10 protein-coding genes and 1 pseudogene are annotated in these 14746 nt (G+C 68.3%); 9 read left to right on the top strand and 2 right to left on the bottom strand.

What is annotated here, in order from left to right; genetic code table 11:
- Window positions 1-36 precede the first annotated feature (36 nt).
- Entirely contained in the window at window positions 37-933 is an 897-nt protein-coding gene (locus AC5P68_RS16415; RefSeq protein WP_033833909.1) for a LysR family transcriptional regulator, read from the top strand.
- A gap of 101 nt (window positions 934-1034) precedes the next feature.
- Here the strand turns inward: AC5P68_RS16415 and AC5P68_RS16410 are convergent, their stop codons facing one another.
- Window positions 1035-3830 carry a beta-glucosidase family protein gene (locus AC5P68_RS16410; RefSeq protein WP_080354672.1) on the bottom strand — a complete coding sequence of 932 codons (2796 nt, stop codon included), beginning with the start codon at window positions 3828-3830 and terminating at the stop codon, window positions 1035-1037.
- Window positions 3831-4167: 337 nt separating this feature from the next.
- On the opposite strand from AC5P68_RS16410, the gene AC5P68_RS16405 reads away from it, so the two are divergent.
- Together AC5P68_RS16405 and AC5P68_RS16400 are read left to right on the top strand one after the other, a co-directional pair.
- Window positions 4168-4602, top strand: coding sequence for a VOC family protein (locus AC5P68_RS16405; protein ID WP_005410044.1), 435 nt, complete (start codon window positions 4168-4170; stop codon window positions 4600-4602).
- Between the two features lie 304 nt (window positions 4603-4906).
- Window positions 4907-5519, top strand: a pseudogene (locus AC5P68_RS16400) (helix-turn-helix domain-containing protein).
- A 9-nt stretch (window positions 5520-5528) separates the two neighbouring features.
- On the opposite strand, the gene AC5P68_RS16395 reads toward AC5P68_RS16400, so the two are convergent.
- Window positions 5529-6407, bottom strand: a complete 879-nt coding sequence (locus tag AC5P68_RS16395; RefSeq protein ID WP_229295567.1) for a sterol desaturase family protein — start codon at window positions 6405-6407, stop codon at window positions 5529-5531.
- Window positions 6408-6549: 142 nt separating this feature from the next.
- Between AC5P68_RS16395 and AC5P68_RS16390 the strand changes: the two genes are divergently transcribed.
- The 6 genes from AC5P68_RS16390 (at window position 6550) to AC5P68_RS16365 (ending at window position 14655) form a co-directional block, all read left to right on the top strand.
- A complete protein-coding gene (locus AC5P68_RS16390) occupies window positions 6550-7500 on the top strand; it encodes a LysR family transcriptional regulator (protein ID WP_331283606.1) in 951 nt (316 codons plus the stop codon).
- Between the two features lie 92 nt (window positions 7501-7592).
- The gene (locus AC5P68_RS16385) at window positions 7593-8243 is read left to right on the top strand and encodes a DsbA family oxidoreductase (protein ID WP_231522389.1); all 651 of its coding nucleotides are present in this window, start codon (window positions 7593-7595) and stop codon (window positions 8241-8243) included.
- Between the two features lie 35 nt (window positions 8244-8278).
- Entirely contained in the window at window positions 8279-9286 is a 1008-nt protein-coding gene (locus AC5P68_RS16380; protein WP_012480589.1) for a cyclase family protein, read from the top strand.
- 218 nt (window positions 9287-9504) lie between these two features.
- Window positions 9505-10119: a translesion DNA synthesis-associated protein ImuA gene (imuA, locus tag AC5P68_RS16375; protein WP_049453594.1), complete on the top strand. Its 615-nt coding sequence runs from the start codon at window positions 9505-9507 to the stop codon at window positions 10117-10119.
- A 9-nt stretch (window positions 10120-10128) separates the two neighbouring features.
- The gene (locus tag AC5P68_RS16370; RefSeq protein WP_231522390.1) at window positions 10129-11538 is read left to right on the top strand and encodes a Y-family DNA polymerase; all 1410 of its coding nucleotides are present in this window, start codon (window positions 10129-10131) and stop codon (window positions 11536-11538) included.
- 6 nt (window positions 11539-11544) lie between these two features.
- Complete coding sequence (locus AC5P68_RS16365; protein WP_231522391.1) at window positions 11545-14655, top strand: error-prone DNA polymerase; 3111 nt, start codon at window positions 11545-11547, stop codon at window positions 14653-14655.
- The last annotated feature ends 91 nt before the right edge of the window (window positions 14656-14746 follow it).

The raw sequence follows: 14746 nt of genomic DNA, 5'->3' as shown, positions 1-14746 counted from the left end.
GCAACACTGTCAAATCCATTTTGACAATGAATTGCCATGGTCAGCCTCGATCGCTTCGATATCTTCCGCGCCGTGGTCGAGGCCGGCAGCCTGACCGCAGCAGCCGATCGGCTCGGCCTCAGCCGCGCGGTGGTCAGCTTCAACCTGAAGCGGCTGGAGCAGGAGCTGGGCGTGACCCTGCTGTTGCGCAGTACCCGCCACCTGGCCCTGACCGAGGCCGGCGAACAGTTCCTGCAGCACTGCGTGCAGGCGTTGGACGCCGCACAGGCAGCGATCGATGCCGCGCGCCGCGACCAGCATCAGCTGCAGGGCCTGCTGCGCCTGACCACCACGCCGGAGTACGCCCAGCTACGCTTGATTCCTGCGTTGGAGGCCTTCCGTGCGCGGCACCCGGCGCTGCAGCTGCACCTGTCGACCTCACCGGCACCGGCCGACCTGATTCCCGAGCGCTTCGACCTGGCGATCCGCCTCGGCCGCCTGCCGGATTCAGGGCTGCATGCCAGCGAACTGGAACGGCACCCGCTATGCGCGGTGGCGGCTCCGTCCCTGCTGGCACGCCTGCCCTCTGCCGATGCGGCCGATGACCCGGCCCAGCTGGGCACCCTGCCCCGCCTCGGCTACCCGCGCCTGGCCGACGTGCCGGTGGTCGCGCCCGACGGCAGCGACGCCCTGTTTGCCACCAACCCGGGCAATGCAGTGGTGCGCGTGGATGGTGCCAGCAGCCTGCGCGCCTTCGCCGTGGCCGGCGCCGGGGTCACCGTGCTGCCACGTTGGCTGATCGAGGACGACCTGGCCCAGGACCGCCTGCGCCCGGTGCTGCGCCAGCACCGCTTCCCGCAGCAGAGCGTATACGCGGTCTACCCGCACAGCACGCAGCCCTCACCGAAGGTGCGGCAGCTGATCGATTTCCTGCGCGGGTGGTTTGGCAAATGAAAAAAGGGGACGGAGGGGATTAAGTCGTTTGTGCATAAACGACTTAATCCCCTCCGTCCCCTTTTTCAGACACGGCCCTGTGCAGGCCGTGTCTTCAGGCATCAGCGCAGCACCTGCTCCACCAGCTGCACGTCCACGCTCTGCAGCGGCTCGGCCGCATTGCGCGACAGCTGCACCTGGTAGGTGCCGCCGTCGATCTTCCACTGGCGCGCCTGTGCATCGTAGTGGGCCAGGGTCTTCGGCTCGGCTTCGATGCGGATGCGGCGCTGTTCGCCCGGCTGCAGGTTCACCTTGTCATAGCCGATCAGGCGGATCGGCGTGGTGCTGCCAGCCGGAAGCTTCAGGTACAGCTGGGCCACGTCGGCACCGGCACGCTTGCCGGTGTTGCGGATGTCGACGCTGGCGACCATGCGCGAGCCCTCCACGCTCACCTTCAGATTTTCATAGGTGAACGAGGTGTAGGACAGCCCGTGGCCGAAGGCGAAGGTCGGGGTCAGGCCCTTGGCCGCCATCCACTTGTAGCCGACGTTGGCGCCTTCGATATCGAAATCGAACACATCACCAAACGGCTTGGCCGGCTTGAAGCCGAGGCCGTCGATATGCGGGCGTGGCAGCTGCGATTCATCCACCACCCAGGTCACCGGCAGGCGACCCGACGGATTGACCTGGCCGGTCAGCAGCGCGGCGATGCCTTCGCCACCGCGGATGCCCGGGTACCAGGCCTGCAGCATCGCCGGCACCTGCGCCAGCCACGGCGTGCGCACCGGGCCATTGGTTTCCAGTACCAGCACGGTCTTCGGGTTGGCCTTGGCCACTGCCGAGATCAGGGCATCCTGGTTGTCCGGCAGCTGCATGTCCGGCAGATCCACCGATTCGGCGGCCCACTGGGTGGCGAACACGATGGCCACGTCAGCCTGCGCGGCGGCCTTGGCCGCAGCGGCGGCATTGGTCCCGTCCACATACTCGATGGTCGCGTCCGGGCGCGCGGCGCGCAGCGATTCCAGCGGCGAGGACGGGTGGAAGATCACCGGGCCCGGCCAGGTGGTCGGCATCACGCCCGGCACCGCATTGGTGCCCTTTGCGGTCACGCCCACCATCGACGAACCACCGCCGCCGATCACGCCCTTGTCGGCATGGCCGCCGATGATGACGATGCGCTTCACGCTGTCGGCCAGCGGCAGCAGGTTGCCCTCATTGCGCAGCAGCACGCTGCCCTCTTCCACCGTGCGCTGGGCAACGGCGAAACCGGCCTCGGCATCGACCTTCTGGTGCTGCGGCGGGTTGTCGAAGTTGCCATGCAGGAACATCGTGCGCAGGATGCGCGCCACCATGTCGTTCAGGCGCGCCTGCGGCACCACGCCACCGTGCACGGCCAAGCGCAGCGGTTCGTCGAAGAACACCGCCGCGTCGAACACTTCACCGGCCGACTGCTGATCGAGGCCGGCCAGCGCCGCCTTCGAGCCACTGTGCACGCCACCCCAGTCGGACATCACGAAACCGGGGAACTTCCATTCCTGCTTCAGCACCTGGTTCATCAGGTAGCCGTTCTCGCAGCCGTAGGTGCCGTTGATCTTGTTGTACGAGCACATCGCCACGCCCGGGCGACCGGCTTCCAGCGCGATCTCGAAGGCCAGCAGGTCCGACTCGTGCATGGCCTGTTCGCCGATGCGCACGTCGTGGAAGTTGCGACGGGTCTCCATGTCGTTCAGCGCGAAGTGCTTCATCGAGGAGATCACGTGCTGGCTCTGCACGCCCTGGATCAGCGCGCCAACCATCGAGCCGGCCAGCAGCGGATCTTCACCGGCATATTCGAAGTTGCGGCCGTTGCGCGGGTCGCGCTGCAGGTTGACGCTGCCCGACAGCAGGATATTGAAGCGCTGCTGCCATGCCTCGCGGCCCATCGTGGCGCCACCGGCGAAGGCGACTTCACGGTTCCAGCTCGATGCGGTGGACGGGCCCGACGGCATCGCCGTGGCGAAATCGCCCGGGCGGATGCCACCCGGATTGGTCACGCCAACGCCGGCATCGGCCGACTGCTGCGACGGAATGCCCAGCCGCGCCACGCCCGGCACGAAACCGGCCGAACCGACCGCGCCTTCCGGCAGCGGGCCACCGTCCTTGCCCAGCCCGAAGTAGCTGTGCAGCATCTGGAACTTCTCATCCTCGGTCATCGCCTTCAGCAGCAGCGCAGCGCGCGCGTCGGCGTTGAGGGTGGTGTCCATCCACGGCCTGTCGCCATGCGTGTCGGCGGCGTAGGCCAGGGTCAGCAGGGTGGCGCGCAGGGTACTGCCTTCCACCTTGAACGGCGCACTGCTGGCGGCCTGGAAGCCATCGCTGAAATAGCTGGCATCGGCTTCCAGCGCGACACGCGCCGGATCGAAGCCTGCGGCCTTGGCCGATTCACCGGCCACCGCGCCGAGCAGCACCGCCGGTGCACCCAGCCGCGAACGGGTGACCAGCGCCGGCAGCTGCGCCGCACCTGCACCGGCATCGGTATAGACCGCCACGGTGTGGCGGCCGTCGTCCAGGCGCAGGTAGTTCAGGCCCGGCTGGTCGGGGCCGGATTCAGCGGCGATCGGCAACCGGGTCAGCACGGCCTGGCCGCGCTGGGTCTGGCCATCATCCTTGCCGGCAGCAATGAAGCGGTACGCGTAGCCCAGGCCATCGGCCAGCACCTGCAGCGGATCGACCTGGCCGATGCCGCGCTGCACCTGGCGCACGCTCACCGCGTCCACCTGCAGGGTCTTCAACTGGGCGGCCAGGGCCGGCATCGCCTCGGCGGTCGGGGCCTGTTCCAGGGTCAGCACAGTGAACGCGGCAGGGTCGGCCCAGGCCGGGGCGGCCAGTGCGGCAGACAGGGCCAGGGACAGTGCAAGCGGCTTTGTAAACGTTTTCATCGGCAGGCGTAATTCCGTTGCCAAGGCAATCGGTCCAGGGAAAGTGCCGCCGAAGGGTGCAGCGTTCATGCCGCGCAGGGGTTGCCAGGCAACGTCCCGCAGGCCGATGGACGGGCCGGTCTGCGCGCGGGACCCTCCTCCCGGCGTGACAACCTGCCTGCCCGGGCCGCGCAGGGCGACCCAATCCTGTGAAGATTGTGCGAGGGCGTTCACACCTGTCAACAGGACCTAAGTCACAGGGGCAACCCGGCCAGCGGTTATCAGGCCATCACCGGCGGTCATCAGCGCGCCGCGCGAGGCTGCCGATAATGAGGGTCCCTGGCCACGAACCGAGCCCATGACCGTCCATCGCGACTTCGACCATCTCTGGCGCGACCGCTGTGACACCTCCAGCCAGCGCGCGCCGCGCGTGTTGATCCGGGTGTTCGTGGCCCCGGGTGAGCTGGAGCGCAGCGTGGCGTTCTACGAGCAGCTGCAGGGTGTGGTGGCCGATGCGGGGTTCCCGTTTCCGGAAGCCGGGCTGCGTCTGGCCATGGTCGGTGCGTTCCTGTTGATCGAGGGCAGCGAGACGGCGCTGGCGCCGTTCACTTCGACCACGGGAACGCTGCTGGTCGACGATGTTCGGCCCTATCACGACAAGCTGGTCGCGGCTGGCGCCGAGATCATCTTCCCGTTGCAGGTGGTACCCACCGGGGCGGCGTTCAACGCGGTGCATCCCGATGGCACGGTGGTCGAGTACGTGCATCACCGGCCGGATCCGCACGGGCGGTGAGGGTGCGAACGGCCAGGCTGCGCCCGGCACCCGAGGTAGTGCCGGCCGCTGGCCGGCAACCTCAGAAGCAACAGCCGAAGCAAAAGCGGGCTTCCTGTGGGATGGCGGGGTGGATCCGGCTGCGGGGGACGCTGCAAGTACGTCCATGTAAGCTCGGTCGCGCCATCCATGGCGCTCACGCCCCCGCAACCGGACCCACCCCGCCTTCGACAGTCTCTCGCGACCTGCAGTAGATCCACGCCATGCGTGGATGCTCTTCGTTTCATTGTCGAATTACTCGATTTCGATGGAGATTCATCCACGCATGGCGTGGATCTACAATCCCTCCATGTCCTCCCCCGCCCTACCCTGGAATGGCACGTTGCAGCTGGATGCTCACGTGGCCGTGCTGCAGGGCCATGCCGGTGGCAGCGCCTCGCATGCGCACTACGCCCATCAACTGCTGTTGAGCGACGGTACGCCCTGGCAGATCGAAGTCGATGGCGTACGGCAGCAGCGCCAACGGCTGTGGCTGCCGTCCTTCCAGACGCACGCGATCCTGTCGGCGCCGGAAGCGGGCTGTACGGTGTTCCTTGAGCCGCCCACAGCCGCTGGACCGCCGCGTGCAGGCGGCGTTGGCCCGTACTGCCCAGCACCTGCCCGGCCCGGTGCCGCCCGCCGATATCGCCGAGGCGGCGCACCTCTCGACCAGCCAACTGCACCGGCGTTTCCAGTCCGAGCTGGCAGTGACCCTGCGCGGCTGGGTGCTGTGGCAACGGTTGCGCCGCGCGCTGATGCATCATCTGAGCGGACACAACCTGACCGACAGTGCGCATGCCGCTGGATTCGCCGATCTGGCCCATCTCTCGCGCAGCCTGCGCCGCATGTTCGGCATCGGTGCCGCGCAGCTGCAGGGCCTGCAGCTGCACGCGGCCTGACATGTTCAATCATTCGCGCCTGCGCAGGCCTTCCGGCAACTCCGGCACCTCGCCATGCGGCAGTTCGCGGAACGGCGCCAGCAGCTGCCCGGGATAATCGCGCGGATAGTCCGGCTGGCTGCCGATGCCAAGGTCGCGTTGCTGCAGCCGATAACCCGGCGCATCGAAGGCGGTCCCCAGCAGATGGTCCCAGGCGGTCAGGAACAGGCCGAAGTTGACGTCGCCCGCGGTGCCGTAACGCACGTGGTGGAAGCGGTGCAGCGGCGCCCAGGCCATCACCCGGCCGAGCACGCCGGGACGCATGTCCACGTTGGAGTGCTGCAGCAGCAGCTGGATGGCAATGGCGAAAGCCAGCACCGCAGCCACCGGCATCGGCAGGCCCAACAGCAGCAGCGGCAGCACGCCGCCCACCGCTTCGGCCGCCTGATGCAGCGGGTGTTTCATCAGCCCGTTGAAGCCGTACATGCGGGTGACGCTGTGATGCACCGCATGCAGCCGCCACAACCAGCCGATGCGATGGCTGGCGTAGTGCACCAGGGTGATGCCGAGATCAGCGCAGACGATGGCCAGCAGCACCTGCAGCGCGAATGGCCACTGCACCGGCCACAACTGCCACGGAATGATTGCCGCCAGCAGCGGCACCGCCGCGATCGACAGCAGGTTCAGGCTTTCGTTGACCAGTGCATGCAGGCTGTCACGCAGGCTGTCGCCGTGGTCGTGGTTGAACGCGGGGTCGTACGGCCAGGCACGCTCGGCGGCGAACGAGAGCGCGATGGCGGCCGCCAGCAAGGCCAGCAGCCACAACGGATCACCGTGGCAATGGCCGACCCAGACGACGGCAGTGGCAACGAAGCCCAGCAGGAACAGCGGGGCATACAGGCGGAGCATCCAGTGCTTCATGGGCAACCCGGAAAGTGAGGGGCCTGCATGCTGGCGTGGCATGCCGGTTACGGGCTTGAACAAACGGCGCAACCCGCGCACACCGGGTAGACGCCGATCTTGGTCGGCGCCGCGTTTCCCACATCCACGCATGGCGCGGCTCTACAATGGCGCCCTCATCGCGCCCGGGGCCGGCATGGATTCCTTCAACCTGATGCGTGCCTTCCGCCGCATCGTCGAACGCGGCGGGCTGGCCCGCGCTGCCGAAGACCTGGGCATGTCGCCCGCCGGCCTGAGCAAGCAGCTGCGCACGCTGGAAGCGCATCTGGGCGTGGTACTGCTGCAGCGGACCACGCGGCGCATGAGCCTGACCGAAACCGGCCACGCCTATTACCGTGAATGCTGCCGCCTGCTCGACGAGCTGGACGCATTGGAACGTGGCATCGCCGAACAGCGCGGCGACGTAGCCGGGCGCCTGCGCGTCAATGCGCCGCAGTCGTTCGCACTGAGCACGCTGTCGCCGCTGCTGCCGCGCTTCCTGCAGCAGCATCCACAGCTGTCGCTGGACCTGGTGATGGAAGATCGCCTGCTCGACGCGGTCGGTGAGGGTTTCGATGTGTCGCTGCGGCTGCGTGCCGAGCTGGATGATTCACGCCTGGTGGCGCGCCGGCTGGCCTCGCTGCAGCAGGTGCTGTGCGCGGCCCCGTCCTACCTGCGGCAGCATCCGGCACCGCAGGCGGTGGACGATCTGCAGGCGCACAGCGTGCTGGCCTACAGCCTGTCCGACTCACCGGGCAGCTGGCCGCTGCTCGGCCCCGATGGCCAGGTGACGATCACCCTGCCAGCGCGCGTCACCGTCAACAACAGCCTGCTGCTGCGCGACCTGCTGGTGGCCGGCATGGGCATCGGCGCCCTGCCCTCGTTCCTGGCGGCACCCGCACTGGCCCGTGGCGAACTGCAGCAGGTGCTGCCCGACCACCGCTATCCGCCGCGCTTCGTGCATGCGGTCTACCCGACCTCGCGCCACCTGCAGCCCAAGGTGCGTGCCTTCATCGATTTCCTGCACGCCGAGCTGTCCGGCTGCGCCGGCCTGGATTCGTAACCGCCAGCGAAAACTGAGCTGCCCGCGGCGTGCTGTTTCGGCCACGCCGCGCTGCCTAATCTGCCGCCTCCCCTCTCACCGATGGCAGGCAGATGTCTTCCGTTCCTTCCCCCGCCACCGCCGCGCCGGTGGTCGATTTCTTCCACGACGTGGTCTGCGGCTGGTGCTTCGTGCTGGCCCCGCGCCTGCAGCAGGTCTCGGCCGAACTCGGCATCCAGGTGCGCCACCGCAGCTTCGTGCTGCAGGACTCGCGCGCGCAGATGGTCGAGGTGTTCGGCTCGATGGAGCGCGCCAAGGCGATCATCCTGCGCCACTGGACCGACTGCGCCGCGCATGAAGACACCGCGCGCATCGATATCGAAGGCATGCGCGCACAGGACTTCGAGTATCCATCCGGCTGGCTCGGCGCACTGGCCTGCCAGGCCGCCGGCATGCTCGGTGGCAACGACGCCCATGGCGCGATGTTCGATGCCGTGCAGTGGGCGCACCTGCACCAGCACCGCAACATCGGCGATGCCGAAGTCCTGCTGGATATCGCCGAATCGCTGGGTCATCCACGTGGCGCCTTCGTTGACCACATGCGCAGCGACGCAGTACGCCAGCGCGTGCAGGCCGATCGTGCCGAAGCCGCTGCCCTCGGCATCCGTTCCATACCCACCGTGACCGGCGGCAACGGCCTGCGCCTGCAGACCCTGCCGCTGCCGCAACTGCGCCAGGCCCTGGCGCACCTGGTCGCGGCCTGAGCCGCACCGCCCCCCACCCTGCAAGGAGATTTCCCATGACCCCACGTACCCTGGCCACCGCGCTGGCCCTGCTGCTGGCCGGCACCGCCGCGTCCACCACCGTGTCCGCGCACGAACGCGTTCCCTCCGGCCAGCAGGTCGGCACCAGCCCCTGGGGGCCGAAGGACGAGATCGGCCGCCTCAACCTGATCACCGAGGCCTCGCGTGCGGCGATCCTGTCACGGGTCAGCGGCGGCAAGGCCTATGACCTGGCCACCGAATACTACGTCGGCATGCCCAGCTGGCAGGATGCCGGCGACCCGCACTACCAGTTCTGGATGACCCACACCCCGCGCGGCACGGTGATGGACGACCCGATGGGCGTGGGCGAGACCATGAACCTCACCCGCAGCTACACCGGCACCGCATTCTCGATGTACAGCCACACCGGCACCCACATCGATGCGCTGAACCACTTCGGCATCCACGGGAAGATCTGGAACGGCTTCGAGGCCGACAAGCACCTCGGCGATCGTGGCTGGAATGTCACCGGCATCGAGAAGTTCCCGCCGCTGATCGCGCGTGGCGTGCTGATCGACGTGGCCGCCGCCAAGGGCGTGGACATGCTGCCTGACAGCTACCGCGTCACCCGCCAGGACCTGAAGGATGCGCTGGCACGCCAGAAGGTGAAACTGCAGCAGGGCGACGTGGTGCTGATCCGCACCGGCCGCATGCGCCTGTTCGAGCAGCCCAGGGCCTACATGGCCAACCCGCCGGGCATGGGCCTGGACGCGGCGCGCTTCCTGGTCGAGGACAGCGGCGCGATGATCGTCGGTGCCGACAACCTCAGCTTCGAGACCTTCCCCTCGGAGGTGTCCGACGACTACGTGCCGCTGCACACCTACCTGCTGGCCCAGCAGGGCGCGCCGATCATCGAGCTGGTGGCGCTGGACGAACTGGCCCGCGACAAGGTCTACGAGTTCGCCTTCATCGGCGGCCCGCTGAAGATCCGCGGCGGCGATGCCGCGCCGCTGCGCCCGGTGGCGCTGCCAGTCCGCCCGTAACCGGGCCTGTGGGTGCCGACCCTGATCGGCACTCTTTACCCCCTTCAGCAACCTGAAACCGGACCCTCCGATTTCATTAGTAATTCTACTCACAAGGCGAGTAGCATGTCCGGTCTCAGCCCCTGATACCGGCCCGTCGATACTCGCGCCATGCCCGCCGTTTCCGCCCGTTCCTGCCGTTTCCAGCCTGCCCGGCGCCTCCCCTGGAGGGCCGGCTGATGGGTGCCGTCGTCGCCCTCGACCGGCTGCTGGACGGGCGCCAGCTGTGGCGCGGCCCGGCCCGCCAGGGGCCGGCCAGCGACCATCTGGCCAGCGGCCACCCGGCACTGGACGCACGCCTGCCCGGCGGTGGCTGGCCCATCAGCGGGCTGTGCGAGGTACTGCAGGCGGCGCCCGGGGTGGGTGAGCTGGCGCTGGTCTGGCCGGCGCTGGCCAAGCTGAGCCTGCGTGACCGCCCGATCGTGCTGGTCGCCCCGCCCTATCGCCCGCATGCCCCGGCCTGGGCGGCAGCCGGGCTGGACCTGGCCCAGCTGCAGATCATCCACGCAGCGCCGAAACAGGCGCTCTGGGCCACCGAGCAGTGCCTGCGCTCTGCCGCCTGCGCAGCGGTGCTGTGCTGGCCACACCAGGCCGACGATCGCGCCCTGCGCCGGCTGCAGGTGGCCGCCGACAGCGGCCAGTGCCTGGGCTTCGTGTTCCGCGAGGCGCAGGCGGCGCGCAATCCCTCTCCGGCCAGCCTGCGCCTGCAGCTCGACCACGGCCAGGTGCGGGTGCTGAAGTGCCGAGGCGGCCTGCCGCCGGCGCAGCCGTTGCCGCTGGCCATCGCCCACTGAGGCCGCGCCATGCACTGGGCCTGCCTGTTGTTGCCGCAGCTGGCGCTGGACAGCGTGCTGCGCCTGCAGCCGGATCCGCAGCGCCCACTGGTGCTGCTGCAGGGGCCGGCACAGCGTCGCGTACTGCGTGCGGTCAGCCCGTCGGCACGCGCAGCGGGGCTGCGCCCGGGCATGCTGCTGTCGGCTGCGCAGGTGCTCGTGCAGGACATGCACTTGCACGATTACGATCCCAACGCCGAACAGCACACCCGGCAGCTGCTGGCCAGCTGGGCCTACGCCTACAGCTCCCAGGTCAGCCTCGATTTCCCGCATGCACTGGTGCTGGAGATCGGCGCCAGCCGCGCCCTGTTCGGTGACTGGCTGACGATCCAGCAGCGGCTGCGCAACGAACTGCACGAACTCGGCTTCCGTCACCGTCTGGTGGCCGCACCTACCCCACATGCCGCGCGCGTGCTGGCCAACGTCCACGACGGCCTCGGCATCGATGCACAGCAACTGCCGGCGGCGCTGGCGCAGTTGCCCCTGCCGCGCTGCGGCCTGCCCAACGAGGCGGTGACGGTGCTCGGCCGCTCCGGCCTGCGCACGCTGGGCGCAGTGCTCGAGCTGCCGCGCGACAGCCTGGCCCGGCGCTTTGCCCCCGAGGTCCTGCAGCAGCTGGATGCACTGCGTGGGCTACCCACCGCGCCACTGCGCTACTACCAGCCACCGGACCGTTTCGATACACGCATCGAATTCGAGTACGAGATCGAATCCAGCCAGGCCCTGTTGTTCCCGCTGCGTCGCCTGCTGCTGGACCTGGTCGCGTTCCTGTGTTCGCGCGATGGCGGCGTGCAGCGCTTCGACCTGCATTTCGAGCACGACCTGCTGCCGGCCAGCGTGCTGACCATCGGCCTGCTGGCACCGGAACGCGATCCCGCGTTGCTGTTCGAGATCGCGCGCAACCGCATGGAAGCGTTCGCCCTGCCGGCCGGCAGCCGCGCACTGCGCCTGCAGGCCGAACAGCTGCCACCGTTCGTGCCCGCCGCGCGCGACCTGTTCGATACCCGCCCGGCACAGGCGATGCCCTGGAACCAGCTGCGCGAGCGCCTGCGTGCGCGGCTGGGTGATGATGCCGTGCAGCCGCTGGCGGTGCAGGCCGATCATCGCCCCGAACGCGCCAGTGGCACCCAGCCACCGGCCAAGCCCCCGTCGTACTGGCCGCTGCGCCCTGGCTGGTTGCTGGACACCCCGCAACCGCTGCGTGATCCGCGGCTGCGCATCGTCACCGGGCCGGAGCGGATCGAATCGGGCTGGTGGGACCAGGCCGACGCGCGCCGCGACTACTACGTGGTGGAAACCGCACACGGCCAGCGCGGCTGGGCTTTCCGTGAGCGCAACGATCCGCATGCGCCGTGGATGCTGCACGGCTGGTTCGGCTGAGCCGCCATGCACAGCGAACTGCCCGGCTACGCCGAACTGCACTGCCTGTCGGCCTTCAGTTTCCAGCGTGGTGCTTCGATCGCCGAAGAGCTGTTCGCGCGCGCCGCCGGCCAGGGCTACCGCGCGTTGGCGATCACCGACGAATGCTCGCTGGCCGGCATCGTGCGTGCCTGGCAGGCGGCGAAGGCGCATGGCGTGGCGCTGATCGTCGGCGCCGAATTCCAGGTCGAGGACGGACCCAAGCTGGCCCTGCTGTGCACCGACCAGGCCGCCTATGCCGGGCTGTGCCAGTTGATAACTACCTGCCGGCGGCGCGCGGCCAAGGGCGAGTACCGTTGCCTGCGCGAGGACCTGCTCGGCCTGCCCGACGGCCTGCTGTGCCTGTGGCTGGACCGGCAACCGGCCGCCACCGACCTGGAACTGCTGCGCGCCGGCTTCAATGATCGGCTGTGGCTGGCGGTGGAACTGCACCACGAGCACGACGACGCACGCCGCCTGCAGCAGCTGCAGGCCTTCGGCGAACGTCACCGCCTGCCGCTGGTCGCCAGTGGCGATGTGCACATGCACGTGCGACGCCGCCGCGCCCTGCAGGACACGCTGACCGCGATCCGCCACCGCTGCAGCGTGGCCGAAGCCGGCTGGCGCCTGTTCCCCAACGGCGAGCGCCACCTGCGCCCGCGTACCGCGCTGGCCCAGCTGTATCCGCCCGAACTGCTGGCCGAGACCCTGCGCATCGCCGAACGCTGCCACTTCACCCTGGAACAGCTGCAGTACACCTATCCACGCGAGCTGGTGCCGGAGGGGCATGACCCGGACAGCTGGCTGCGCGAGCTGGTCGAAGAAAAGGTTCCCTGGCGTTGGCCAGAAGGGATCAAGGACGCACAGCGCAAGCAGATCGAACATGAGCTGGCGTTGATCCGGGAGAAAAACTACGCCTCCTACTTCCTTACCGTGCATGACATCGTGCGCTTCGCCCGCAGCCAGGACATCCTCTGCCAAGGGCGTGGCTCGGCGGCCAATTCGACGGTGTGCTTTGTGCTGGGCGTGACCGAGATCGATCCTGCGCGCAGCAATCTGTTGTTTGAACGCTTCATCTCCGCCGAGCGCAATGAGCCGCCGGACATCGACATCGACTTCGAGCACGAGCGCCGCGAGGAAGTGCTGCAGTACGTGTTCAAGCGCTATGGCCGCGAGCGCGCCGCACTGACCGCAGTAGCAATCAGCTACCGTGGCCGCAGCGCGATCCGCGACGTCGCCCGTGCGCTCGGCCTGCCGATGGACCAGGTCAACGAACTCGGCGCGGCGATGGACCACTGGGGTGGCAGCATCCCGCTGCCGGAAACCCTGCGCGAGCGCGGCTTCGACCCGGACACGCCGCTGATGCGGCGGCTGCTGTCACTGACCAATGAACTGATCGACTTCCCGCGCCACCTGTCTCAGCATCCGGGTGGTTTCGTCATCTCCGAGCATCCGCTGTCGACCCTGGTGCCGGTGGAAAACGCGGCGATGGCCGACCGCACCGTCATCCAGTGGGACAAGGACGATCTGGATGCCACCGGCCTGATGAAGGTCGACTGTCTGGCGCTGGGCATGCTCACCGCCATCCGCAAATGCCTGGCGATGTTGAAGCAGCACGGCCTGCATGAAGGACGCATGGATGCGATCCCGCCCAAGGATGCAAAGACCTTCGACATGATCTGCGCCGCCGATACCATCGGCGTGTTCCAGATCGAATCGCGCGCCCAGATGGCGATGCTGCCGCGCATGCAGCCACGCACGTTCTATGACCTGGTGATCGAGGTGGCGATCGTGCGCCCCGGCCCGATCCAGGGCGACATGGTGCACCCCTATCTGGAGCGGCGCCGGATCCTGCGCGAACAGGGACCGGACGCGTTGAGCGACCCGGACAACCCGCTCTACCCACCGCAGCTGGAACGCGTATTCGCACGCACGCTGGGCGTGCCGCTGTTCCAGGAACAGGTGATGCAGCTGGCGGTGGAAGCGGCCGGCTACACGCCGGGCCAAGCCGATGCCCTGCGCCGCTCGATGGCCGCATGGAAACGCCGTGGCGGCCTGGAACCGCATCGCGAGAAGCTGCTGTCCGGCATGCTGAAGAACGGCTTCAGCCGCGAGTACGGCGAGCATCTGTTCGAGCAGATCAAGGGCTTCGGTGATTACGGTTTCCCGGAAAGCCACGCCGCCAGCTTCGCCCTGCTGACCTATAACAGCTGCTGGCTGAAATGCCATCACCCCGCCGCGTTCACCGCCAGCCTGATCAACAGCCAGCCGCTGGGCTTCTACAGCCCCGACCAGCTGCTGCAGGACGCGCGCCGGCATGGCATCCGCGTGCTGCCGGTGGACGTGCGCCACAGCGACTGGGACTGCACCCTGGATTTCAGCAAGGGGCCGGCGGCGATCCGGCTCGGCCTGCGCCTGGTCGATGGCTGCAATGAACCCGCCGTGCAGGCCATCATGCGCGAACGTACGCGGCACCCGTTCGACGATGTCGGCGACCTGTGCCAGCGCACCGCCCTGGACCGCCGCCAGCAGGGCCTGCTGGCCGATGCCGGTGCGTTGCGTGGGCTCAGTGGCCATCGCCATCGTGCACGCTGGGATATCTCCGGCGTGGAAAACCGGCTGCCGCTGTTCGACCAGGCCCGCGCCACCGCCGAAGCCCGCGTGCCGTTGCCCCTGCCCAGCGCCTGGGAGGACATGCAGGCCGATTACCGCAGCACCGGCACCACCCTCGGCCGCCATCCGATCTCATTCCTGCGCGCGCAGCTGCGCAGCCGTGGCTGCCTGGATGCCGCGCAACTGGCGGGCCATGGCCATGGCCGTCGCGTGCGCATCGCCGGTCTGGTACGCATGCGCCAGCGTCCACAGACCGCCAGCGGTGTCACCTTCCTCACGCTCGAGGATGAGACCGGCATGGTCAACGCCGTGGTCTGGCGGCACCTGGCCGATCGCCAGCACCGGGTGCTGGTCGATACCCAGCTGATGCAGATCGATGGTCGCCTGGAACGCGTCGATGGCGTCCAGCACGTCATCGTGCAACGCATGCACTGCCTGGATGAACTGCTGCAGGGACTGCGCAGCCACAGCCGCGATTTCCACTGACGCCGGGAAACACCGCGTAATGGCCACTGGGTGATGTCGAGCAGGTAGAGGTAGAGTCGACTGTCAGTCGACTTGCGCGCGCCAGCGCGGG

The sequence above is a fragment of the Stenotrophomonas sp. YJH_SMC_58 genome, assembly GCF_059369635.1.
This window is presented reverse-complemented; position numbering and strand designations above follow the sequence as displayed.

Coding starts and splice junctions, on each gene's coding strand:
- imuA (WP_049453594.1), top strand. CDS start 9,505: ATGGGTGCCGTCGTCGCCCTCGACCGGCTGCTGGACGGGCGCCAGCTG.
- AC5P68_RS16390 (WP_331283606.1), top strand. CDS start 6,550: ATGGCGCGGCTCTACAATGGCGCCCTCATCGCGCCCGGGGCCGGCATG.
- AC5P68_RS16410 (WP_080354672.1), bottom strand. CDS start 3,830: ATGAAAACGTTTACAAAGCCGCTTGCACTGTCCCTGGCCCTGTCTGCC.
- AC5P68_RS16370 (WP_231522390.1), top strand. CDS start 10,129: ATGCACTGGGCCTGCCTGTTGTTGCCGCAGCTGGCGCTGGACAGCGTG.
- AC5P68_RS16380 (WP_012480589.1), top strand. CDS start 8,279: ATGACCCCACGTACCCTGGCCACCGCGCTGGCCCTGCTGCTGGCCGGC.
- AC5P68_RS16365 (WP_231522391.1), top strand. CDS start 11,545: ATGCACAGCGAACTGCCCGGCTACGCCGAACTGCACTGCCTGTCGGCC.
- AC5P68_RS16385 (WP_231522389.1), top strand. CDS start 7,593: ATGTCTTCCGTTCCTTCCCCCGCCACCGCCGCGCCGGTGGTCGATTTC.
- AC5P68_RS16405 (WP_005410044.1), top strand. CDS start 4,168: ATGACCGTCCATCGCGACTTCGACCATCTCTGGCGCGACCGCTGTGAC.
- AC5P68_RS16415 (WP_033833909.1), top strand. CDS start 37: ATGGTCAGCCTCGATCGCTTCGATATCTTCCGCGCCGTGGTCGAGGCC.
- AC5P68_RS16395 (WP_229295567.1), bottom strand. CDS start 6,407: ATGCTCCGCCTGTATGCCCCGCTGTTCCTGCTGGGCTTCGTTGCCACT.